The following is a 22,043-nucleotide window of genomic DNA, read 5'->3' as shown; positions in this document are numbered from 1 at the left end:
ATGAGTACATTGTTTGAATGTAAAAACCTGACCAAGAATTACGGTCAGCCGAATCATGCGCTGGATCAGGTGAATCTGGCGCTGGAAGAAGGACGGATCGTGGGCCTTCTGGGACCGAACGGCAGCGGCAAGACCACCATGCTGAAGATGGCCAACGGACTGATCCGGCCCACCGGCGGGGAAATTCTGCTGGATGGACTGGTACCGGGAGCAGAGACCAAGGAATTTGTATCCTATCTGCCGGACGCGGAATATCTGCCGGACTGGATGAATGTGCGGGGGCTCCTGGACATGTATGAGGACTTTTTTCAGGATTTTGACCGGGATAAGGCGGCAGATATGCTGAGCCAGCTGGGGATTGAAGGCACGGCCAGACTGAAAACCCTGTCAAAGGGCAATAAAGAGAAAGTCCAGCTGGTGCTGGCCATGAGCCGCAAGGCGAAGATCTATCTGCTGGATGAACCCATCGGCGGTGTGGATCCGGCGGCCAGAGACTATATTCTGGAGACAATTTTGAAAAATTATTCCGAGAATGCCCTGGTGGTGATATCCACGCACCTGATCGCGGATGTGGAGCGTGTGCTGGATGAAGCCGTGTTTTTAAACCGGGGCCGGTGTGTCTGCCACAGAGGAGTGGATGAGATCCGTGAGACAGAAGGAAAGTCTGTGGATGAGTATTTCAGGGAGGTATTCAGATGTTAAGAAAATTAATTCGTTATGATATGAGGTCTATGGGACGTTTCCTCTGGTTCATTTATCTGGCGGTCCTGGCGGTTGCGGTGATACTCGGACTGAGTATCCACGGGGCGGCCTCCGCCGTCTCCAACAGTCCGTCTTACATGGGCGCCAGCGGGGATCTGGTATCCAGCAGCGTTGGTATGGGAATTCTGCTGGCAGTGTATACACTTCTGCTGCTTGCGATGTTTATTATTACCGTTGTAATGATTATTATCCGGTTTTACCGGAATATGCTGGGCGGGGAAGGATACCTGATGCATACGCTGCCGGTTCCTTCCTGGATGCTGATTGTCAGCAAGCTGCTTGTGGGATTTATTTTTGAGCTGATCGCCCTGGGAGTATCGATTCTTTCCCTGGGGCTGATGATGCTGAGCAGCGGAAGCGCCAAAGAGATTATGCAGGCCATAGGGGTGCATATTTCGGACCTTGGCGAGTATAAAACAATCATTGTCCTGCTGCTTATCACCCTTCTGGTATCTATGGTGTATACGATTCTTTTGTTTTATGTCAGCCTCGCCATTGGCAACCTGAACAACAAGCACAAGATTCTGGTTGCGGTGGCAGCATTTATCGGGATTACGATTGCTGTCAATATCATCAGCGGGCTCCTGAATATCAATTCCTTCGCAACGATGTTTTTTGTGGCTGGCTATCCCGATTCCGGAATGTCGGTATTCCAGGCTCTGCTGATCAAGCAGATTATCCTGGACGCAGCATGCGCCGTCGGATGTTTTGTTGGAACCAACTGGATTATGAATAACCGCCTGAATCTGGCCTGAGGACGGACAATTAGGCGGATGCGGCGGATTGCCGGTTCTGCGCGGCAGAAAAAGCGGGCGCAGGGCCGGCTTTCTGCATACAGAAAAAAAGGCAGACAAAAAGAGCACGGCAGAACTGCCGTGCTCTCTTATGTGTACATTGCTCGAGATGAGTGTATTACTCAGCTGCAATTGCGCCTACCGGACATCCGTCCTCGCAAGCACCGCAATCGATACAAGCGTCCGCGTCAATTACGTACTGGCTGTCGCCTTCGGAAATTGCGTCTACCGGACATGTGCCTGCGCATGCGCCGCAGCTGATGCAAGCATCAGAAATAACTCTTGCCATGGTTGTGTACCTCCTTAATAATATCAGCTATATAAGCTCTCCAAAAAAGCTTTATCATGATAATAATACAAACGAAAGGTAATTGCAAGAAAGTGAGATTTGACTAACTGTACTTTTTTCGGACAAATTTTTTCCTGTTTCTGAGGAAAATTTATACAGACAGATCGGAATAGAAAAACAGGATAAGTCGCCGAGGCTTTTGGATAACGTTCGGTGGCCGATCTGTGGTACTATAATAACGTACACAGATTGGAGTATGTTCGGGAGGCACGCGGGTCAGGGCTTCCGGGACAGCCGAAAAACATGCGGAACAAGACTTCCGGAGCAGCCGGGAAATACAGCACGGGGCTGTGGGAGACACAGAGCATATGGGCGACGGCGCTGCGGCAAAGGGAGCAGCGGAAACGGAGGACGGTATGAAGATAAAATCTATAGAAATCGCAGAACAGGCTGAGAAAATCGGACTTTTTCTGTGCGGCAGCGCGGCGGAGAAGAATGTGCTGTTTTCGGTACAGCAGTTTCTTGCGTTTGACGGGCAGGGCAGCGCGCGGTATTCTATACTGGATGAACACGAACGCAGCACCAGCCAAGGATTTGAAGAAGGACACGGAATTTTCCTGAACCGCCTGTTTGCCAGGGCGGGAGTGGAGAAGCCGGAGGACGTGCGTTTTCTGTCAGTGGACGGCTATGAGACACTGGTGTCGGAAATGTATGAGACGCGCTATTATTTTCCGCAGATGCCGGAGGGGAGTGCCGACGGCGCCCGGGAAGTGGAAGGCATGCTGTCTTTTTATAAGAACAGCAGCCATGCCGGGCAGTATCCCTGGCCGACCCTGATGTTTGGACAGCGGGGAATTACGGATAAAAACAAAGACTTCTTTGCAAAAGGCACCTGGGCAGCAGTGGCAGGCAGCAGAGACCGGGCGTTTTACGCAAAGGGCACCGGTCTGGAGCATGATCAGTATCTGGGAATGGAAGAGATTTTCGCACCTGCCGAAGATGGGCGCGGATTTGAAGTATTTCCCGCGGAACTGTCGGCGGAAGACGGAAAAAAGATCCCCACCTTTGCGGTTCCGCTGACGGAGGGCTACTGGGACCGAAAGCTGAGCCGGCGGAAGGGCAGCGCCGGGATTCAGGCTATCAGCAGAGACGGAAGCAGAATCCGGCTGCGGGAACAGGAGCCGGCCTGGCTGTTTTTTGCGGACGAAACAGGGAAAACACTGGGATTTTACCAAAACGGAGTATTGCTGGAAGAGCTGGCGGGCTTCCTGTTTGGGGAAGCACGTGTTTCGGAGGATTCCCGGGAGATACGGGTGCCCGTAAGCCGGGAACCCTATGACTTTTCCATTGTCATCGGAGATCCGGAAGCGCCGGAAAAAGTCTACGGATACACACTGGCAGAATTAAAACAGCGCTACGGGGATCTGGAACGGGAAGAACAGTACCTGTTTTTCAATCACAATGCAGGCAACCAGCGGATTATCGCCCGGGGCTGGCTTCTGCAGGATCTGCTTCGGCTTCTGCCGGAAATCGGCAGTCTGGCTCCCCTGGAAAACGGTTTTGTGTCAGTGAATATCCGCACGGCGGATCTGTTTAAGCAGAAACAGGCGGAAGACGGGGATCTGCTGATCAGCAAACGGTTCCTGCTGGCCTATGAGATGGATCAGCGGACCGATACCGGCAGAATAAAAAAAGATACCTCTGACTGGGATGACCCGGAGTGCCATTTCTGTCCGGTGCAGGGAATGACGCCGTTCCGGATATACTGCGACAAGGGAAATGCCAATCCGTCCCTGTACAAAAATGCGGACCGGCTGGCCGTGCAGATCAGACAGTGAAGGTAAGCGCGTGTTACAAAGAAGATTACGAAGAAAGTTACAGAGCAGAAAAGAGAAACAGCTATGCGCAAGGGAATGAAACCTTATTTTCATGTAGTTCAGTATTATGAGACAGACGGGATGCGTATTGTGCATCACTCAAACTATATCCGCTGGTTTGAAGAAGCCCGGGTGGATTATCTGAATCAGGCGGGAATGCCGTATGACAGACTGGAAGAGCTGGGAATTATGTTTCCGGTGCTTGATGTGCAGTGCAGTTATAAAGCTGCTGTACCCTATGGAGTAACCGTAAAAATCGAGATGAGTGTCGAGTGGTTTGACGGACTGAAGTTCGGGGTCCGGTATGTGATTACCAGTGAAGACGGGGCGGTGGTTCACGCGACGGGATCTACCAGCCACTGTTTTCTGAACCGGGAGCTTCGTCCCATTCGGGTGAAACGGAAGTATCCGGAAATATACAGGCGGTTTACGGAACACGCAGAGGAACTGCGGGGAGCCGCGGCGAGAGCAGACAGATTAGACCGGTAAAATCATAGAAAATTTATACAGAATATGCAAAGCCGCCTGTGGCAGGCGTTTGCATACCCCGGATATCATAGAAAAATACAGGGAAATAAATGCTTGCTTTTTTCTGAAACAGGTATTATACTTAACGCTGACTCACGAAGAATAGTTTCGGGACGGGTCATTTGGCTGACCGGAACGAGAAATACATGCCAGGGTACCTGGCCGATTTGAAAACGAAAGGAGAACTCACATGGCACAGCAGATTACAAAGGAAACCATGATCGGCGATCTGTTAAGAATTGATGCAGGCGTAGCACCGGTACTGATGGAGATCGGTATGCACTGCCTGGGATGTCCGGCATCCCAGATGGAGACCATCGAGGAAGCAGCAGCAGTTCACGGAATCAATCCGGATGAGCTGGTAGCACGTATTAATGAAGTGATTGCACAGGATGCTGCAAAAGAGGCTTAAATTGTAACGGAATTGCATACATACCGGGACACCGGAAAAAGGGGTTATCGGATAATACCGATTTCAGCCCCTTATCACTGAAACAGACAGGATCCCTGATATATTCAGCACTTCTTAAGAAGCTGCATTATAGCAGGGATCCTCTTTCTTTGATATCATCCGGATTTTGGCGCAGACTATCCCCATAATCCTTCTTTTTGCGGGGGCTTTTCTTTTACGCTGCAGAACTCTCTGTTTTTGGCTCGAATTCCTTCAGCTGCCCTGTCTGGAACCTATGGTATTTATTGATGTTCCGTCCGATCACAAACAGCATGAATTCCTTATACACTTTTTTGGATGATCGGTAGTTGAACCGGCGGAACCCCTCGTTTTCCTTGATGTCGCCAAAATGGCCTTCCGTCTGGATCGATCGGACCTGACGGTTATAGATGCCGTGCTCACTCTGGATGTTCCTGTGGCTCTCTGCTTTCAGCTCCTCCCAGGACTCATTGATCTTCATCATCTTGTTTTTGTCAGCATCCCGACCGGCATCATATTTATACAGGCATCTTCCTTTATGCGCGCATCCGCTGCAGTCCGCACATCCGTACACTTCCATGGTTTGTGTATAACCGTCCCGTTTATGTCTCTCTGTCCGGATATGCCGGAGGCTGCGGCCGTCATGGCAGCGGTAGTAACCCCCCTCATCATCTGCGCATTTCTCCATGTTGTAATGCCTGCCGATGTCGTTTTTATATGCGCGTGTTTTCATCTTCTCGTGTTCCTGCAGCTTGATGTAGCTGGTGATCCCGTTTTCTTTCAGATACAGGAGGTTCTTTTCGCTGCAGTATCCGCTGTCCGCAGTGAACTCTTCTGGATATCTCCCAAAGGCTGCTTTGTGTTTTTCCGCCACCGGGATCAAAGTATCATAGTCTGTCCGGTCGTTACTGACATAACTGTGGATAATGAAGTAGTTTTCCACTGCGATCTGTACATTATATGCCGGCTTTAACTGGCCGTTGAGCATGTGGTCTTCTTTCATCCGCATGAATGTTGCTTCCAGGTCTGTCTTGGAATAGCTGTTCCTGTCATCACCCATGATCTCAAAGCATTCCTTGTATTTCATCAAACGCCTTCCGCAGTTTTCCAGTTCCTCGTATAGCTTCTGGAGCTCCGTCCTGCGTTTCCCTTTTCCATTGGCGAAGATGATGTCCTCACCGTCTGCGATCTGCTTTAAGTTCTTCTGGAGCGTCAGCATCTCCAGCGGGGAGCAGTTGCTGATCCGGATCCGTGTATTGTTGGGAAGCTTTTTGTGTTTTGTGAGCTTTCTCTTCCTGTTCTTTTCAATGACTTCACGGACTTTGCCCATCCCTTCGATGGCAAACATCTTTACATTGTCTAATCCGTACTTTTCCTTATATCCTTCCTGATCCAGCAGCGTATTGTACCTTGCATAGAGCATATCAATCGTATCGAGCAGGCCGGCCAGATGGTAATTGATACTCCCCCTCCAGACGAACGTATACCGGTTGGCATTCGCCTCCAGCTTTGTCCCGTCCAGGAACAGGGTATCCAGGCTGATCAGGCCTTCCTTATGCAGGCGCAGGATGAACTGATAATGCAGATCATCCAGGATATCACCCGTCAGCTTCTTTCCGATGAAGTCGTAAAAGGCATCACGTTTCGGCTTCTCGCCTTTTGTCAGCCAGATGAAAGCGACATCCCGTTCACAGAGTTCAACGATCCGGTCCACGGAACGTATGCCCCGCATGTTCGCGTAGGTGACGACAGCAAACATCATGATCGGATTATACCCGGTTCTTCCCTTGGCAGAATAACGGCCGAGCAGACCGGAATAATCAAGATCCTCCATCACTTTTTTAAGGGTATAGACGGGGTCGTCGGCGGGTATGCCGATCTGATATAAGCTGAAGTTAATCTTCAGTTGCCCTTTTTCGAAAAAATCGTTATAATAATGATGTTTTTTTAGCATAGTTACATTATACAATGTAACGGGAGAAAGGTGGTCAGAAACGGCCATCTTTTTTCTTTTATTTCAAAGATGTCAGTCCTATCTGCGGACGCCAGCCCTGACAGTCGCTTTCGCGGTGGCTGTTTGCCAGAGTCAATATGATCAGTTCGGGGAGAACTTGGGATATCAGCCTTGCGGGATCCATCCTCTGGTGATGTCATACATTCGGCACGCAAGGTTTATGAGCCAGATCATATGAACAGAAAAGGATCCGACCAAACTCATTTCGAGTCTGGACGGATCCCGTTTTTAGCCGTCTATTTCCCGACAGCCCCTTTTTTAGAAATATTTGTTTTGTGTACGCGTTCTCAGGCGCCGGAAGGAGGACTTCCGGTCCGGACTTCTCTCCGGCTTAGTCGTCCGATCGATTCCGACATACTCCAGGTTCAGACCTCCGCAAGGAGCTGCAGCGCGTTTTCCGGCAGAATCATGCGGAAATGCTCCCGGAAATAGGATTCCAGTCCGGCGGCATTTTTCTCCGGGTGGAGGTATTCCGCCGCGGCATGGCAGATCCGGTCAAAGTCCGAATCGCTGTGGCTGCCCTGATGGAGAGCCAGGCGGTAGGTGCCGCCGGTGGGATCTTTGTACAGGGTGTTTTCGCCGGTATAGAAATGCTGCAGGGAATGGGCCAGCCGGATCGCCAGGTCAAGATCGGAAAAGGAATAGATCCGGACCTTACGGGAAGGCTGGGAGCCGCGGCCGTTTTGGCCGGCGGATGGCTTGTTGTCGGCGCTGCCGTCCTCCTGCGTCTGATTCTTGGCATGTTTTTCGCGGATCTGATTGATCAGATCCATGAAGCTGTCTGTATCATCCTCCAGATCGGCGTCTTCACCGCTGGCAAAGTCAGGATCATCTTCGTCCAGGTTCATGTTCTGTGTGAAGCTGGAAAAACGGGTGTCAAGCTCATCGGGGGAGTCCACTTTGGAGATGATCAGCGCGATGGATTCCTTGGGAAGGGGGATAGCCTCGATCATCAGTGGAATATCGTCAACGTGAAAATTAAGGTCATCGGCCGCCATCTGCATCATATCGCGAAAGAGCTGTTTTGTTTTTTTGGAGCCGTAGGCCAGTTCGCTGAGCTTGATGGAGCGGGAATCCAGATCCTGCTTCGTCAGGGTGCAGCGGATCTGACGATCATTTAATCGTTCAATTTTCATAGTATTTTTCTCCTTTATAGGTTAACAAGTATATCCGCAATCCGCCTGTTCGTCAAGGGTTTCGGCTTTTCCGGAGGGCGTTGGAATTATGAAATTTTTATTACGGAAAGCAGAGCGGGAAGCGTGGGGATGCGCCGGATCATAAAACCGGAGACTGTGGAAAATGACCAGATTTTCCGGAGGGGTTCCCAAGTGGATAAATCCCGGATTTAGAGGGAAAAGAGAGCGGAAAACAGTGTTTCCTGCTAAAACTTTAGGTATAGGTATCTAAAACAGAGGAATTATTTTTGTAAATTGCGACAATTGCGCTGTGTTTGTACATGTGTTAAAACAAAATAAGAGCAGTCATGCAGATGGATCGAAAGAGCAATGCTGCAGAGTTCCTGCCCTGCGCGGTTCCGCGCTTTCTGGGCGCAGCATACGGCGGAACAATCTGAAGTTCCCGGCTGATACAGCCGATGGCCGAATCTCTTATTTTCCCGGTATTGGATTTGTATGATTTTTGGAAGTATTTGTATGTGCATGAGGCTCTGAGAAACCCTTGCCGGCTGCAGCGCGTTTTGTACTTCCGGTTCTGCCGATGCAGGCGGGGAAAGAGAGGCAGGTGAATCAGCGTTTTGCTGCGGGATTTTTATTTATCATTTTCATAATGATAGGAAACTGAAAACTATATTTTTAAGAAAGGAAAAGGGATAACAGAAGGGAAGAAAGATGCAGGTTACATTCCGCGCAGAACAGCAGAAACCGGCAATTTCTGCATTTGAAATATATCACAGGATCCCTCTGTACAGGGCGGATCCCCGGAAACGGACTTAATTGACGTATTTTCACACAACTTACCGGTATCAGCGGCGCGCTGTCTGCTGAATGCTGGGGGAGCAACCGGAAGAATCGTGTAACGTGGAAGGGACCCGCGGGCCGGGTACGGCCCCGGGTGATCAGAGGAAAATGAGGAGAATGAAAGCATATGGGAAAGGAAAAGACAGACAGGGGCTGGTGCCATGAATACAAATAAGAAGGAACTGGTCTTTGCAGAACTTCAGTATTACGACCGGCAGGGGATCGGGATTTTCCTGGATGGGAAACCGGCGGATTTCCTGGCAGTCTGTGATGCGATCCACGTGCATGAAGATGATTCCTTTATGCGCGATTACATTTTCAACAACCGTGGGAGTCTGAAAGCGATCCGGATCAACCGGATTGCCGGAGACTGCCTCTAAGCCATGAAACAAAAAGGTCCCTTAGTGTTCTGCCCCGGGTGATGTGCCCGGGGCAGTTTTATTCGTTTTATTTCAGAACTTTTACTGAAAGGATACCAGCAGATTTTTCCGGAAATTTGCGTTGACCGCAGGGATAGGGTATACTATACAGGAATTACTATGTATGCATAACAGGGAGAAATGTACTATGAGCAAAAGACCAAGATATCGGGGCGCCCGCACACATAGAAGAAATCCGATGCGGATCCTCCTGCCGGTTGTGATCCTGGCTGTGATCCTGGTGGCGGCCGGCATATTCATCTATGCCAGGAGATATTCACCATCCAAAGAAAAAGTCAATCTGAACGATTATTACGGCCTGCAGACTTCTGATGAAATGTACATTGTAAAGAACGGAACACAGGCCGGAACAAACGGATACCTGGAAGGCGACGAAGGATATGTGCCGATCAGTGAGGTGCAGAGCGGGATCAACGCCCGGTTTTTCTGGGACCCGACTGAGAAGGTGCTCCGCTATGTCGATGGAAACGATATCATCAGCGCGGCGGCGGATACGAAGACCTATACGGTCAACAAAGCGCAGAAGAACGCGAAATACAAGATCGTGGAAATCCGGGATGATACCGCGTACCTTTCTCTGTCATTTGTAAAGAAATATACGAATATCCGTATCAGCTACTTTAAAAAGCCCAACCGCGTGGTCCTGTCCGACCAGTGGGGCAAGGTGAAGTACCGGACCGTCAAGCGGAAAACCCAGATCCGGGCCAAGGGCGGATACAAGAGCGGGGTTGTCGCGGAGGTGGAGCGCGGTACGAAAGTTACCGTACAGGAGACCTATGAGAACTGGTCCGCGGTCTGCACAGAAGACGGTGCCGTGGGATATATCCAGAACCGTATGCTGGGCAGCGAGACCACCGAGACCTTTACCAGTAAATTCAAAGCAGCGGAGCACGCGCATATCACCAGAACCGATCCGGTGAATCTGGTATGGCATCAGGTGACGAACACATCCGCAAACAGCAGAATCGACGACGTACTGAAGAAATCTCCGGGAATCAATGTGGTTTCGCCGACCTGGTTTTATCTGAATGACAGCAAAGGCGGCATCCAGTCTTACGCCAGCGCTTCGTATGCTGCGGCCTGCCATAAGCAAAATGTGCAGGTGTGGGCCCTGGTCAGCAATCTGGAAAACAGCAGCGTAGACACGGCAAAGGTGCTGAACACCACCAGCAGCAGGGATCAGCTGATCAACAATCTGGTGGCCCAGGCAATTGCCGCCAATATCGACGGAATCAACGTGGATTTTGAAGCGCTGAAAAACTCCGTAGGCTACGGCTTTATTGAATTTATCCGGGAATTATCCGTAAAATGCTCCAACAACGGACTGGTGCTGTCGGTGGACAATTATCCGCCCTCTGCATATACCGGTGTGTACTATCGGAGTGAAGAGGCGAAATTTGCCGATTTTGTGATACTCATGGCTTATGATGAGCATTTCAAAGGATCAGAGGCCGGCAGTGTATCTTCCCTGAGTTATGTGGAAGACAGCGTGACCGCAATGTTAAAAGATGTGCCGGCGGATCAGCTGGTTCTGGGACTGCCGTTTTATACCAGACTCTGGGAGACGAAGGGATCCGGTACACCTTCCTGTACGACCTATGGGATGGAAGGCGCCCGGAAGCTGTTAAAATCTGTGGGAGTCAGCGCGGAATGGGATGACAGGACTTCCCAGAATTATGCAACTTATCAAAAAGACGGAAGCACTTATCAGATCTGGCTGGAAGATGCCCGGTCCCTGCAGACAAAGCTGAAAGTCATGCAGACGAAAAAACTGGCCGGAGCGGCCTTCTGGAAATCCGGCTACGAGACCAGTGATGTGTGGAGTGTCATCAGCAAGTATACAGCATCCTGACTGGCTGCCGGATAGCGTCCGTCTGCAGAGAAACAGGAAGTAAGAACATGGAAACAGTAATCAGAACAGTTGATCGGGATCATCCGGATCCGGAAATTATAAAAGAAGCGGCGGCTCTGATCCGCCGGGGGGAACTGGTGGCATTTCCCACAGAGACGGTATACGGACTGGGGGCAGATGCGCTTCTGCCGGAAGGCGCCCGCAGGATCTATGCCGCCAAGGGAAGACCCTCAGACAATCCGCTGATCGTTCATATCTGCGCGTATGACGCGCTGAAAAAGATTACAGCGGATCTGCCGCGAGAGGCCGCTTTGCTGGCGGAAGCCTTCTGGCCGGGGCCGTTGACAATGATTTTCCGCAAAAGCGAATGTGTACCCCGTGAGACGACCGGCGGCATGGATACGGTGGCGGTGCGGATGCCCTCCCATCCGGTGGCGGCGGCGTTAATCCGGGAGAGCGGCGGTTATATCGCGGCTCCCAGCGCCAACACGTCCGGGCGGCCCAGCCCGACACTGGCCAGACATGTGTATGAAGATCTGCAGGGCAGGATCCCGCTGATCCTGGATGGCGGAGCAGTAGGCATCGGCCTGGAATCCACTATTGTGGATCTGAGTGAAGAAGTGCCCATGATCCTGCGCCCGGGCTACATTACCAAAGAGATGCTGGAGCAGGTGATCGGAACGGTGTGGAATGACCCGGGATTTATCAGTCCGGACAGCAGCGTACGGCCAAAGGCGCCGGGCATGAAATACCGGCATTACGCCCCGAAGGCCCGAATGGTTCTGGTCAGCGGTCCGGTGGACCGCGCGGCCGAAAAGATCCGCGGTCTGGCGGAGGAAAGCCTCCGAAAGGGAGAACGCTGCGGCATTCTCTGCACGGATGAAACCAGAGAACGGTACGGAACGCTGGACCAGGCAGTGATCAAAAGCATTGGCCAGCGGCAGAAAGAAGAGACGATTGCCCATAATCTTTATGGGATTCTGCGGGAATTTGATCAGGCAGACGTGGACTGTATCTACTCGGAGAGTTTTCCTGAAGATGGAATCGGCGCGGCGATTATGAACCGGATGCTGAAGGCTGCCGGCCATCAGGTGATCCATGTATAAGCCGGCACCGGGCAGGCTGGGACTGCTGCTTGTGCTGACGGCTACAGAGGAGAAAGGTTTTTACAGATTATTATGAGGGAATTTGACAGAATCGTATTTGTAGGGCGGGCAGGCAACTGCCGGGAAGTGATGGCGGCCGAGCTGCTGAAACAGAAGCCCTTATGGCATCGGCCGGAGATATTGTCCCGTGGCGTATCGGTGCTCTTCCCGGAGCCGATGAATCAGAAGGCAGAAGCCGTGCTGATCAGCAACGGCATCCAGATGGGGAATTTTACCTCCAAGGCGCTGACAGAAGAGGATTTCGGTGATGATACGCTGGTGATTACCTTTGAAACAGCGATCCGGGAGACAATCGAAACGAAATTTCCAAAAGCGAAAAATCTTTATGTCCTGACGGACATCACCGGTGATGAACTGGAGATTTTTGACCCCTGCGGACAGGAAATTGTGACCTACGGGCTTTGCTATGAAGCCATTGAGAAGACAGTGACCAAGCTGGCAGAAGTCCTGAATGAAGGGGATTTCTTCCGGGAAGTGGAAGCAGTGCCGCAGGAGGCAGCGGAGCAGAACGGAGCAGAGGATGAGTGACAAACGAACCGATTATATTACCTGGGATGAGTATTTCATGGGAGTGGCGAAGCTGTCGGCCATGCGGTCCAAGGATCCCAACACACAGGTAGGCGCCTGCATTGTGAGCCAGGACAACAAGATCCTGTCCATGGGATACAACGGTTTTCCCCTGGGGTGTTCCGATGATGTGTTTCCCTGGGCCAGAGAAGCGGACGAACCGCTGGATATCAAATATCTCTATTCCACCCACAGCGAGCTGAACGCCATTTTAAACTACAGAGGCGGAAGCCTGGAGGGGGCGAAGCTCTATGTTTCCCTGTTTCCCTGCAACGAGTGCGCAAAGGCCATCATCCAGTGCGGAATCAAGACGGTGATTTACGCAGAAGACAAGTATGAGCAGACCGCGTCCGTCATTGCTTCCAAACGGATGCTGAAAGCGGCAGGCGTGTCCTTCTACCGCTATGAGCATACCGGCCGAAAAATCGAAATTCATCTTTAGAACAGCAGATCCGGCTGCCCGGGCTTATACAGATGCCCGGGCAGCCGGATTTTCAGTCTTTTTCCAGGGCGTAGAGCGCGGCGCCCAGGGCACCTACAATTTCCGGCTCAGCACACAGGAAAACAGGGGCGCCAAGCTGCTGTTCCAGCACTTTGACGACGCCGGGATTTCTGGCTACACCGCCGGTCATCATGAAGCCCGGTTCCAGGCCGACACGCTTCATCAGGGACAGCGCCCGTCCGACGATGGCTTCATGAATGCCGTGGGCGATATCCGCCGTATCCTTGTTTTGGGCGATCAGGGAAATCACCTCGGATTCCGCAAACACAGAACACATGCTGCTGATCTGTATTTCTTCCTTCCAGTTCAGGGAAACCGGCCCCAGGTCATTGATATCCAGTTCCAGCGTACGGGCCATCATCTCCAGAAACCGTCCGGTGCCGGCGGCGCATTTATCATTCATTACAAAATCCGCCACATCGCCCTGCTCATTCAGGCGGATGGCCTTGGAGTCCTGGCCGCCGATATCCAGTATGGTATGAACGGAAGGATTCAGAAAACGGGCTCCCCTGCCGTGGCAGCTGATTTCGGTGACGCTGCGGTCCGCAAAGGGGATGCTGACGCGTCCGTATCCGGTGGATACGACGGAGGCAAGCTGATCGCTGGAAATTCCGGCCTGCTTCAGGACTTCTTCCAGAATCATGTCGGCGCTTTCCCCGCTTTTGGCCCCGGTACGGCGTACCGCGGAGGCGAGGATCTGTTTTTGTTCATTGATTATGACAGCGTTGGTAGAAGTAGACCCGCTGTCAATTCCCATTACATACATAGGCTGTCCCTTTCTGATGGTGTGAATGCGTCCCGCCGGTCTGCGGGAGCCTTTCTGCGCGCGAAGCGCTTCTAAAAATGCTTCCAGACGGGTCAGAATCTGCCCGCTGCTCTGTGTGGTGGCATCGGTTTCCAGTTTCAGGATCGGGAGATCCCCCAGTTCCTTCAAACGGGAATATTCGTAGGCGTAGATATCACAGAACTGGATGGTATGGTAAATCATGCCGTCGATCCGGTCGGCCAGAGTCTCCAGAAAACGCTCCCGGTTGGTGCCATGGGCCATGCGCATGCAGGGCAGCTGGTTTAACAGCTGAAAGCTGTAGTCATTCAGGGGATTGGCTTCGCCGGTTTTATAGGAGCGGATGGTTCCGGTGCAGGTCAGGTCCGCGACCAGCTCCACGTTGTGATTGGCGAGGAGGTTCTTGATATCGGAGCCGGGCCGCGCGCCCACCAGAGCCACTTTCAGATCCGGGGCTGCCTGGGGCGCAGTCCGCAGCAAGGCGGCTTCCCGTTTGCGGCTGCAGATAGCACGCAGACGGTCTGTGGAAAAGTGTCTGCCGGAATATGCTTCGTAGGCGCGGATCAGCTTCCGGAATTCCTCTTCATACAGGGAAACCGTGAATTCGTTGATTTTGTGCGGCAGATCCAGACAGTAAATAAAACGGTCCGGATGCTGTTCCTTCAGAACATCATAGAGACGGCGCCCGCTGTCACAGCAGGAGGTCAGCAGCAGGCCGTCATAGGCCCCTTTGCTGAATTCTTCCAGGGCGGCTTTGGTGAAGGAACAGATATTGGCATGCATAATGCTGTCTGCCTGGGAAAAATCGGTGACATGGGGTTCTAACAGCTGTACGGTTTCGCCGAAAGCCTCCAGGATTTCCACCGGAGCGTATTTACACAAATATCCGATCATGAGGTCTGTATCCTTTCTTCTTTTTTATGGGTATCCAGAAGTTCCAGAAACGCTTCCAGCCGTGTGCGGATCTGACCGTCGTGGCTGTTGATTCTGGCCATTCCGTCGCCGTCCAGAATCAGGAAGGGAAGGTCCATTTCCCGCATTTTTTCCTTCAGCAGCATGACGCCGCCGGAGGACTGCTTGCAGCCCCAGTGGCAGAAATTGATGACGCCGTCGGAATGCAGGGTGCGGGCCAGGTCGCAGACCAGCTGTGCCTTGCGTTCATAAGAGCGGGTATAGACATTGTTGATCATCTTATCCGCCAAGGCGTCCAGCGGGTGCTCAATATCCAGCTGTTTGCGGTAGTCAAAGTTCATTTCCATGGTCTGGATCTGATAATCCTCCGACAGGTTGAAGTACTGTTTCAGGGTTTCCTGATAATAAGGGAGCAGGTGAACCCAGAGGATTTTTGTCCCGTGAAATTCCGGGGCTTCCCGGATTTCGTTCCGCATCATATGGAAAAAGCGGAGAATGGCCTTTTCTCCGATATTTGTATGTGTGGCAAACAGCATATACATCTGCAGGGTGAGGGTCGACGGGTAGGACTTGTGCGCCGCGTATCGAAGAAATTCTTCGTAGTATCTGCGGGAACGGTTTTCCCGGTCCAGAACGGCCTGCAGCGCTTCGAAGCGAAAAGGTTTATGAAAATGGGCTTCCAGCCGGGCGATCAGCTCTTTGAGCTGGGCGGTCACATAGGCGTGGGCCTCCGACGAGTCGGTCATGGGGACATCAATGAGAAAAGAAGGGATCTGGTGTTTCTGCGCCAGGTGCCGGAACGTATTGATGTTGCCGTCGCAGATGGTGGAAGTGGTGACCGCGAAGGAGGCGGGCGGAATCACTCCGGAATCCACCGCACCGATGAAATTTTTGTGGTAAGAGCAGAGTGTGCCGGCGATCCCCTCTTCCTCCGCGTAATTCATAAAATAGTCTTCAATGGTAAATCCGGAGAGAAATGAGGACAGGGCTTCAATGGACAGGGCGTGTACACCGAAACACTGCAGGATTTCCACCGGAGAGAAAATATTGGCCCATACGGTACGCTCGGGATGCCTTAAAGCGTCGAGAATATCGGCCACCGCATAGGAGTTGAGAAACCGAAAGGCTTCCGGGAGGCGCCGGTCTGCCAGCTTTCTGGTGCGGAAGTGCTCCAGGGCGAGTCCGGTCTTGATCATGCGGAAGGCCGCGGCCGGATGATTGGGTGCCGCTTTTTTTATAAGGTTTCCATAGGTCTGAATGGCGTCCATGCTGTATTTCCTTTCTTGCCGCGGGCGGCGGCTCCTGGTCCTGGTAGTGCGGACATTGCTGTAATTATAACGGGAGAACTGGCGGGAATGCAAGATTGTGTTATATTATTAGGAAGATCAGGAAGGAAAGAAAAAGGAGATGCCATGAAAACCTATGATTTTGACACCGTGATCCCAAGAAAACATACAGAATCCCTGAAGTGGGACGGGTTTGAACGGTTTTTCCCGGGCCTGGACGCAGAAGGAGCCCTGCCGATGTGGGTGGCAGATATGGATTTTCCGGTTCCGGAGGAAATAACAGCCGTCATCCGCGCAAAAGCAGAAGCATCCGTATTCGGTTATCCGGCAGCGCCGGGAACCCATGTGCTGGACGCGGTGCGGGAATGGATGGAACGGCGCCACGGATGGAAGATCCGCAGGGAGTGGATTGTACTGACGCCCGGCGTGGTGGACGCGATCTGCACTGCGGTACAGGCACTGACCCGGGAAGGGGACGGCGTTTTGATCCAGCCGCCGGTCTATTATCCGTTCCGGGAGAACTGCATTCTCCGCAATCAGAGGAAAGTGGTGGAAAATCCGCTGATCCGCACGGCGCAGGGCCGCTATGAAATTGATTTTGATGATCTGGAAGAGAAGGCTGCCGAAGCGGACACAAAGCTGTTTATCCTCTGCAGTCCCCACAATCCGGTGGGCCGGGTCTGGACCAGGGAAGAGCTGGAACGCATGGCAGAAATCTGCCGCCGCAATCAGGTGATTCTGGTGTCGGATGAGATCCATTCGGATCTGATTATGGATGGCCGGAAGCACACGTCTGCCGGTACCGTGACGGAAGAGGGGATAATCTGCTGCATTTCGGCCAGCAAGACCTTTAATCTGGCGGGGCTTAAGACTTCCGCAATTATTATCCCGGACGCGGAGATCCGCCGGAAATTCCAGCAGCGGCTGTCTGCCGGCGGTTTCTTCGGACCGAACGTGTTCGGACCGGCTGCTATGGAAGCGGCCTTTCGCCGGGGGGATGCTTATGTGGACCAGCTGACGGCATACATCAGCGCCAACCTGAAGTATGCGGAGACATACGTCAGAGAGAATCTTCCGGGTGTGCAGGCATCCGTGACCGAAGGCACGTATTTCCTCTGGCTGGATTTCAGCGGAACCGGATTATCAGAAGAAGAGATCTGCCGCAGCGTGGTGGAAAAGGCGAAAGTAGCAGGCGATCTGGGTCAGTGGTTCGGCCGGGGCGGATCCGGATGTGTGCGGCTGAATCTGGCCTGCCCGCGAAAAACAGTGGAAGAGGCCATGCGCCGGCTGTCCGGGGTATTTGGAAGATAAATCATTCACAAAAAAGACAATCAAAAATCCGGCGGATATGGTATACTGTAACGCGTGATGGCATGCCCGGGTGCAGGGCGTGCCGTGAACACACGGCGGAAGACGCGGACGGAGACGGCTCCGGCAGTGTGAATATACAGGAGGAATGAGTTTGGATACAAGAGTAGCAATCATCGCCGTAGTCGTGGAAGATCCGGACAGTACGGAAGCATTGAATCAGCTGCTGCATGATTACGCGGAATATATCATCGGCCGCATGGGTGTTCCGTATCAGAAAAAGCAGGTATCCCTGATCAGTATTATGGTGGACGCGCCGCAGAAAGTAGTCAGCGCTCTGGCCGGAAAGCTGGGGATGCTTCCGGGGGTTTCTGCCAAGACCTTGTATGCAAAAGTCTGAGAAGAGGAGAATTTCGATATGAGCCCAAAGGATCAGGTAGAACGAGTCCTGAAAGATATCCATATCTTTTTTACTAAATGTCAGAAAATTGAAAACGAGCCCGGCATGGTGAAAGTGGATCAGAAGCAGTTTATGGAGCTTCTGGAACGGCTGAATTACGGCCTGTATGAGGTGCTGGATTACTATGAGCAGACCCAGCAGACCGCCGGGGAAACCGAACGGGCAGCCCGCCGGCAGGGAGAACAGATTGTCAGCAATGCGGAGAAACGGGCCGAAGATGTGTATGCGGCATCTCTTCTGTTCACCAGTGAGTCCATCAACGGAATCCGGGATATTATGGATGATATGCACGATTCCATGAATGATCTGATGCGTCAGTTCAAAAAGGATCTGTTCAGCCAGCGGCAGCAGCTGCAGAATAATGAGACCGAGCTGAGATCCCAGCTGACGGACCTGGCGGATACCAGAAAATATCTGCAGGTGCTGGAAGATATTAATCATGAGCATGAAATGAAAAAACGGGATCTGGAAGAGGAAAAGGAAGTGGGCCGCGCGTTTTACCGCGGACTGACCGGCGCCCAGAACCGGGAGGCAAAAGTCCCGATTACGGATGCCCGCGGAAGATTTGAGGCAGAAGATCTGGAAAAGACAGATCGAAGTGCGCCGGGACTGGAAGGCCTGCTGAATCTGGATGAGCCGGCCGGCGCATCTGAACACAGACCCATCGGACTGTCCGGCGTGTTTGCGGCACCGAAAAGAAGAAACGAGCGCGTTCGGCCGGAAGGGCTGGAATCTTCCGAAGGCGGATTCCTGTCTCCGCCTGCGAAGCCGGATATCCGGGTAAATACGGACGCGGCATATTTCAAATGGAAAGAGAAACAGGAGAAAGAAGCGGACGCTGAGGCGAAGGCCCGCGCGGAGGAAGAAGCCCGTCAGGCGGCGAAAGCGAAAGCAAAGGCAGAAGCTGAGGCAAAAGCCCGCGCGGAGGAAGAAGCCCGTCAGGCGGCGGAAGCGAAAGCAAAGGCGGAAGCTGAGGCAAAAGCCCGCGCGGAAGAGGAAGCCCGTCAGGCGGCGGAAGCGAAAGCAAAGGCGGAAGCTGAGGCAAAAGCCCGCGCGGAAGAGGAAGCCCGTCAGGCGGCGGAAGCGAAAGCAAAGGCGGAAGCCGAGGCAAAAGCCCGCGCAGAGGAAGCCCGTCAGGCGGCGGAAGCCAAAGCAAAGGCAGAAGCTGAGGCAAAAGCCCGCGCAGAGGAGAAAAAAGGCGGAACCAGAGAAATTAATCTGGCGGATTACCGGAGAACGGCAGACGGATCCCGGAGAGACCAGGGAGAAACCCGGGAAATGAAAGTCATCAAGCCGGTGGGAGGAATCGATAACTCCGGACGGCCCCTGGAAGATGTCATCGACAACGGGCAGGAGCTTCCGAATGAGGAAGAACTGCTGCAGGCGGTGCTGCGGGATGAGATGAAACATTACAATACAGCGGAAAGCGGCGCAGCCGCGGAAACACAGGAACCGCTGCATACAGCCGGCGTGGAACGGGAGGAACTGATCGACGAAGATCCGAAACCCCGTGAATATGCACACAGATCCGGCCGCAGACACCAGAACGATGTCTACGATGAATTTTACGATTTTGATGACGGGGAAAAGGAAAAAGAAAAACCGGCCAGAGGCGGCTTTGGCGGGAAATTCAAAGATTTTCTTCTGGGCAAGGATCTGCTGGACGATGAAGATGACGAGGACATCTGACACGCAGAGCGGAGAAATTTCCAGTACAGAGGAACAGATAGAACTGTAAAAGCCCGTACAGGGCGGACGAAGGAGGATAAGATCTATGAAACTCTATGACAACGGCGTATACCTGCTGGATGGAACCAGACTGGTAGAGGATGGGCCGGATGCCCAGGCGCAGCTTGCCGCGGCAGGAAGAAAAGCGGATAAAGCCAGTGCAGCGGAAGCGACCATGGCTTACGGAATTCTGAAAGCCCACAATACTTCCGGAAATATGGATCAGCTGAAGATCAAATTTGACAAGCTGACCTCCCACGATATCACATTTGTCGGAATCATTCAGACGGCCCGGGCGTCAGGTCTGGAGAAATTCCCGATTCCCTATATTCTTACCAACTGCCACAACAGTCTCTGCGCGGTAGGCGGAACCATCAACGAAGATGACCATATGTTCGGCCTTTCCTGCGCAAAGCGGTACGGCGGCGTCTATGTACCGCCTCATCAGGCAGTCATCCATCAGTTTGCCCGCGAGATGCTGGCAGGCGGCGGCCGGATGATTCTGGGATCCGATTCCCATACCCGTTACGGCGCGCTGGGCACAATGGCCATGGGCGAGGGCGGTCCGGAGCTGGTAAAGCAGCTGCTGAACAAGACCTATGACATCAAGCGTCCGGAAGTGGTCGCCATCTATCTGAAGGGCGCCCCGATTGCCGGCGTAGGCCCGCAGGATGTGGCGCTGGCCATTATCAAGGCAGTATTTAAAAACGGCTACGTAAACAACAAAGTCATGGAATTTGTCGGCCCGGGCGTAAGCGCGCTGAGCGCGGACTTCCGGATCGGTGTGGATGTTATGACCACAGAAACCACCTGCCTGTCCTCCATCTGGCGCACCGATGACACAATCCGGGAATTCTATGAGACTCACGGCCGGACAGAAGACTACAAAGAACTGAATCCGGGCGAAACCGCATATTACGACGGCTGTGTGGAAGTGGATCTGTCAGAGATCCGTCCGATGATCGCGATGCCCTTCCATCCCAGCAATGCGTATACCATCGCGGAAGTGAAGGACAACCTCATGGATATCCTGGAGGATGTGGAAAAACGCGCCCAGGTCAGCCTGGACGGCGCTGTGGACTACACCTTAAAAGATAAAGTCAGAGACGGCAGATTATATGTCGATCAGGGAATTATCGCGGGATGTGCCGGCGGCGGATTTGAAAACATCTGCGCAGCGGCGGATATCCTGGAAGGCAGAAGCATCGGCTTTGACGAGTTTACACTGAGTGTATACCCGGCAAGTATGCCGATTTACATGGAACTGATCCGCAACGGCGCAGCCGCAAAACTCATGGATACCGGCGCCGTGCTGAAAACCGCCTTCTGCGGCCCCTGCTTCGGTGCGGGAGATACACCGAGCAACAACGGATTCTCCATCCGTCACTCCACCAGAAACTTCCCGAACCGGGAAGGCTCTAAGCTGCAGAGCGGTCAGATCGCTTCCGTAGCCCTGATGGATGCCCGTTCCATCGCGGCCACCGCGGCCAACAAGGGCTTCCTGACCGGCGCGGATGAACTGGATGTGCAGTACACCGGCCCGAAGTATCATTTTGACAGCACCATTTACGCGAACCGTGTCTTTGACAGCAAGGGCGTGGCAGACAAGAGCGTAGAGGTGAAATTCGGCCCGAATATCAAAGACTGGCCGGAGATGGTGGCGCTGACGGACAACCTGATCCTGAAGGTAGTATCCGAAATTCACGATCCGGTGACCACCACCGACGAACTGATTCCCTCCGGCGAGACGTCTTCCTATCGCTCCAACCCGCTGGGACTGGCAGAGTTTACCCTCTCCAGAAAAGATCCGGCTTACGTAGGCAGGGCGAAAGAAGTGCAGAAGGCAGAGAAAGCCCGGGAAGAAGGCGCAGAGCCTTATCAGGCACTGCCGGAACTGAAGGCAGTGGTGGAATGCATTCAGAAAGAATATCCGGAAATCCGGGAGGAAAACACAGGAATCGGCAGCACGATTTTTGCGGTAAAACCGGGAGACGGCTCTGCCCGGGAGCAGGCAGCCTCCTGCCAGAAGGTGCTTGGCGGATGGGCCAACATCGCCAACGAATATGCCACCAAGCGCTACCGCTCCAACCTGATCAACTGGGGCATGCTTCCGTTCCTGATTGACGAAGGGGATCTGCCCTTTGCCAACGGAGATTATCTGTTTGTGCCGGGCATCCGCCAGGCAATCCAGGATAAGGCATCGGATATTCCGGCATATGTGGTGAAGGACGGCCGGCTTTCGCCGTTTACCCTGCATATGGGCAGCCTGACGGATGATGAACGCACCATCATTCTGAAAGGGTGCCTGATCAACTACTACAGAGGATAAGCCATCCGGAGACCATCCGGTCTGAACAGAAAAACTGCT

The 22,043-nt window shown here is 52.8% G+C and carries 19 protein-coding genes; 14 read left to right on the top strand and 5 right to left on the bottom strand.

All coding sequences use genetic code 11. From position 1 onward, the window contains the following. Both CXIVA_RS04370 and CXIVA_RS04365 read left to right on the top strand, forming a co-directional pair. Complete coding sequence (locus CXIVA_RS04370; protein WP_013976815.1) at positions 1 to 702, top strand: ABC transporter ATP-binding protein; 702 nt, start codon at positions 1 to 3, stop codon at positions 700 to 702. After that, positions 696 to 1,517, top strand: coding sequence for a hypothetical protein (locus tag CXIVA_RS04365; RefSeq protein WP_013976814.1), 822 nt, complete (start codon positions 696 to 698; stop codon positions 1,515 to 1,517). Before CXIVA_RS04370 ends, CXIVA_RS04365 begins: the two co-directional genes overlap by 7 nt. 157 nt (positions 1,518 to 1,674) lie before the next feature. Here CXIVA_RS04365 and CXIVA_RS04360 read toward each other — a convergent pair whose 3' ends face one another. Continuing rightward, positions 1,675 to 1,845, bottom strand: coding sequence for a 4Fe-4S binding protein (locus tag CXIVA_RS04360; protein ID WP_013976813.1), 171 nt, complete (start codon positions 1,843 to 1,845; stop codon positions 1,675 to 1,677). 416 nt (positions 1,846 to 2,261) lie between these two features. On the opposite strand from CXIVA_RS04360, the gene CXIVA_RS04355 reads away from it, so the two are divergent. From CXIVA_RS04355 to CXIVA_RS04345, 3 genes are all read left to right on the top strand, one after another. Then, complete coding sequence (locus tag CXIVA_RS04355; RefSeq protein ID WP_013976811.1) at positions 2,262 to 3,683, top strand: hypothetical protein; 1,422 nt, start codon at positions 2,262 to 2,264, stop codon at positions 3,681 to 3,683. A gap of 63 nt (positions 3,684 to 3,746) precedes the next feature. Next, positions 3,747 to 4,211: an acyl-CoA thioesterase gene (locus CXIVA_RS04350; protein ID WP_013976810.1), complete on the top strand. Its 465-nt coding sequence runs from the start codon at positions 3,747 to 3,749 to the stop codon at positions 4,209 to 4,211. A gap of 229 nt (positions 4,212 to 4,440) precedes the next feature. Further along, the gene (locus CXIVA_RS04345) at positions 4,441 to 4,662 is read left to right on the top strand and encodes a DUF1858 domain-containing protein (protein ID WP_013976809.1); all 222 of its coding nucleotides are present in this window, start codon (positions 4,441 to 4,443) and stop codon (positions 4,660 to 4,662) included. A 214-nt stretch (positions 4,663 to 4,876) separates the two neighbouring features. Here CXIVA_RS04345 and CXIVA_RS04340 read toward each other — a convergent pair whose 3' ends face one another. Beyond that, the gene (locus CXIVA_RS04340; RefSeq protein WP_347475624.1) at positions 4,877 to 6,634 is read right to left on the bottom strand and encodes an IS1182 family transposase; all 1,758 of its coding nucleotides are present in this window, start codon (positions 6,632 to 6,634) and stop codon (positions 4,877 to 4,879) included. Positions 6,635 to 7,059: 425 nt separating this feature from the next. Next, positions 7,060 to 7,830: an adaptor protein MecA gene (locus tag CXIVA_RS04335; RefSeq protein ID WP_013976807.1), complete on the bottom strand. Its 771-nt coding sequence runs from the start codon at positions 7,828 to 7,830 to the stop codon at positions 7,060 to 7,062. A 1,001-nt stretch (positions 7,831 to 8,831) separates the two neighbouring features. Here CXIVA_RS04335 and CXIVA_RS04330 point away from each other — a divergent pair. The 5 genes from CXIVA_RS04330 to CXIVA_RS04310 all read left to right on the top strand — a co-directional run bounded on the left by CXIVA_RS04330 (position 8,832) and on the right by CXIVA_RS04310 (position 13,137). Further along, positions 8,832 to 9,050 carry a hypothetical protein gene (locus tag CXIVA_RS04330; RefSeq protein ID WP_013976806.1) on the top strand — a complete coding sequence of 73 codons (219 nt, stop codon included), beginning with the start codon at positions 8,832 to 8,834 and terminating at the stop codon, positions 9,048 to 9,050. 187 nt (positions 9,051 to 9,237) lie between these two features. Further along, the gene (locus CXIVA_RS04325; RefSeq protein ID WP_013976805.1) at positions 9,238 to 10,962 is read left to right on the top strand and encodes a glycosyl hydrolase family 18 protein; all 1,725 of its coding nucleotides are present in this window, start codon (positions 9,238 to 9,240) and stop codon (positions 10,960 to 10,962) included. A 47-nt stretch (positions 10,963 to 11,009) separates the two neighbouring features. Then, on the top strand, positions 11,010 to 12,068 hold the full coding sequence (locus CXIVA_RS04320; RefSeq protein WP_013976804.1) for an L-threonylcarbamoyladenylate synthase: 1,059 nt from the start codon (positions 11,010 to 11,012) through the stop codon (positions 12,066 to 12,068). A gap of 72 nt (positions 12,069 to 12,140) precedes the next feature. Then, on the top strand, positions 12,141 to 12,656 hold the full coding sequence (locus CXIVA_RS04315) for a phosphotyrosine protein phosphatase (RefSeq protein WP_013976803.1): 516 nt from the start codon (positions 12,141 to 12,143) through the stop codon (positions 12,654 to 12,656). Then, positions 12,649 to 13,137: a dCMP deaminase family protein gene (locus CXIVA_RS04310; RefSeq protein WP_013976802.1), complete on the top strand. Its 489-nt coding sequence runs from the start codon at positions 12,649 to 12,651 to the stop codon at positions 13,135 to 13,137. Before CXIVA_RS04315 ends, CXIVA_RS04310 begins: the two co-directional genes overlap by 8 nt. A 52-nt stretch (positions 13,138 to 13,189) precedes the next feature. On the opposite strand, the gene CXIVA_RS04305 is transcribed toward CXIVA_RS04310, so the two are convergent. Continuing rightward, positions 13,190 to 14,875, bottom strand: a complete 1,686-nt coding sequence (locus CXIVA_RS04305; RefSeq protein ID WP_013976801.1) for an acyl-CoA dehydratase activase — start codon at positions 14,873 to 14,875, stop codon at positions 13,190 to 13,192. Next, positions 14,872 to 16,161 carry a 2-hydroxyacyl-CoA dehydratase family protein gene (locus CXIVA_RS04300; RefSeq protein WP_013976800.1) on the bottom strand — a complete coding sequence of 430 codons (1,290 nt, stop codon included), beginning with the start codon at positions 16,159 to 16,161 and terminating at the stop codon, positions 14,872 to 14,874. Before CXIVA_RS04300 ends, CXIVA_RS04305 begins: the two co-directional genes overlap by 4 nt. A 144-nt stretch (positions 16,162 to 16,305) precedes the next feature. Between CXIVA_RS04300 and CXIVA_RS04295 the strand changes: the two genes are divergently transcribed. The 4 genes from CXIVA_RS04295 (at position 16,306) to CXIVA_RS04280 (ending at position 22,004) form a co-directional block, all read left to right on the top strand. Next, the gene (locus CXIVA_RS04295) at positions 16,306 to 17,490 is read left to right on the top strand and encodes a MalY/PatB family protein (protein WP_013976799.1); all 1,185 of its coding nucleotides are present in this window, start codon (positions 16,306 to 16,308) and stop codon (positions 17,488 to 17,490) included. A 151-nt stretch (positions 17,491 to 17,641) separates the two neighbouring features. Beyond that, a complete protein-coding gene (locus CXIVA_RS04290; protein WP_013976798.1) occupies positions 17,642 to 17,887 on the top strand; it encodes a TM1266 family iron-only hydrogenase system putative regulator in 246 nt (81 codons plus the stop codon). Between the two features lie 18 nt (positions 17,888 to 17,905). Further along, complete coding sequence (locus CXIVA_RS14195; protein ID WP_013976797.1) at positions 17,906 to 19,636, top strand: hypothetical protein; 1,731 nt, start codon at positions 17,906 to 17,908, stop codon at positions 19,634 to 19,636. 85 nt (positions 19,637 to 19,721) lie between these two features. Continuing rightward, positions 19,722 to 22,004: a hydratase gene (locus CXIVA_RS04280; protein WP_013976796.1), complete on the top strand. Its 2,283-nt coding sequence runs from the start codon at positions 19,722 to 19,724 to the stop codon at positions 22,002 to 22,004. The last annotated feature ends 39 nt before the right edge of the window (positions 22,005 to 22,043 follow it).

Source organism: Clostridium sp. SY8519 (assembly GCF_000270305.1).
In the GTDB taxonomy this organism is placed as follows: Bacteria; Bacillota; Clostridia; order Lachnospirales; family Lachnospiraceae; genus SY8519.
Note: the sequence above shows the minus strand (reverse complement) of the source record. Positions and strands in the feature narration are given on the sequence as shown.

Excerpts from the sequence above, each read along its gene's own strand:
- CXIVA_RS04365 (WP_013976814.1), top strand. The coding sequence starts at position 696 with ATGTTAAGAAAATTAATTCGTTATGATATGAGGTCTATGGGACGTTTC.
- CXIVA_RS04360 (WP_013976813.1), bottom strand. The coding sequence starts at position 1,845 with ATGGCAAGAGTTATTTCTGATGCTTGCATCAGCTGCGGCGCATGCGCA.
- CXIVA_RS04295 (WP_013976799.1), top strand. The coding sequence starts at position 16,306 with ATGAAAACCTATGATTTTGACACCGTGATCCCAAGAAAACATACAGAA.
- CXIVA_RS04325 (WP_013976805.1), top strand. The coding sequence starts at position 9,238 with ATGAGCAAAAGACCAAGATATCGGGGCGCCCGCACACATAGAAGAAAT.
- CXIVA_RS04355 (WP_013976811.1), top strand. The coding sequence starts at position 2,262 with ATGAAGATAAAATCTATAGAAATCGCAGAACAGGCTGAGAAAATCGGA.
- CXIVA_RS04280 (WP_013976796.1), top strand. The coding sequence starts at position 19,722 with ATGAAACTCTATGACAACGGCGTATACCTGCTGGATGGAACCAGACTG.
- CXIVA_RS14195 (WP_013976797.1), top strand. The coding sequence starts at position 17,906 with ATGAGCCCAAAGGATCAGGTAGAACGAGTCCTGAAAGATATCCATATC.
- CXIVA_RS04305 (WP_013976801.1), bottom strand. The coding sequence starts at position 14,875 with ATGATCGGATATTTGTGTAAATACGCTCCGGTGGAAATCCTGGAGGCT.
- CXIVA_RS04335 (WP_013976807.1), bottom strand. The coding sequence starts at position 7,830 with ATGAAAATTGAACGATTAAATGATCGTCAGATCCGCTGCACCCTGACG.
- CXIVA_RS04370 (WP_013976815.1), top strand. The coding sequence starts at position 1 with ATGAGTACATTGTTTGAATGTAAAAACCTGACCAAGAATTACGGTCAG.
- CXIVA_RS04340 (WP_347475624.1), bottom strand. The coding sequence starts at position 6,634 with ATGCTAAAAAAACATCATTATTATAACGATTTTTTCGAAAAAGGGCAA.
- CXIVA_RS04315 (WP_013976803.1), top strand. The coding sequence starts at position 12,141 with ATGAGGGAATTTGACAGAATCGTATTTGTAGGGCGGGCAGGCAACTGC.
- CXIVA_RS04350 (WP_013976810.1), top strand. The coding sequence starts at position 3,747 with ATGCGCAAGGGAATGAAACCTTATTTTCATGTAGTTCAGTATTATGAG.
- CXIVA_RS04345 (WP_013976809.1), top strand. The coding sequence starts at position 4,441 with ATGGCACAGCAGATTACAAAGGAAACCATGATCGGCGATCTGTTAAGA.
- CXIVA_RS04320 (WP_013976804.1), top strand. The coding sequence starts at position 11,010 with ATGGAAACAGTAATCAGAACAGTTGATCGGGATCATCCGGATCCGGAA.
- CXIVA_RS04330 (WP_013976806.1), top strand. The coding sequence starts at position 8,832 with ATGAATACAAATAAGAAGGAACTGGTCTTTGCAGAACTTCAGTATTAC.
- CXIVA_RS04300 (WP_013976800.1), bottom strand. The coding sequence starts at position 16,161 with ATGGACGCCATTCAGACCTATGGAAACCTTATAAAAAAAGCGGCACCC.
- CXIVA_RS04310 (WP_013976802.1), top strand. The coding sequence starts at position 12,649 with ATGAGTGACAAACGAACCGATTATATTACCTGGGATGAGTATTTCATG.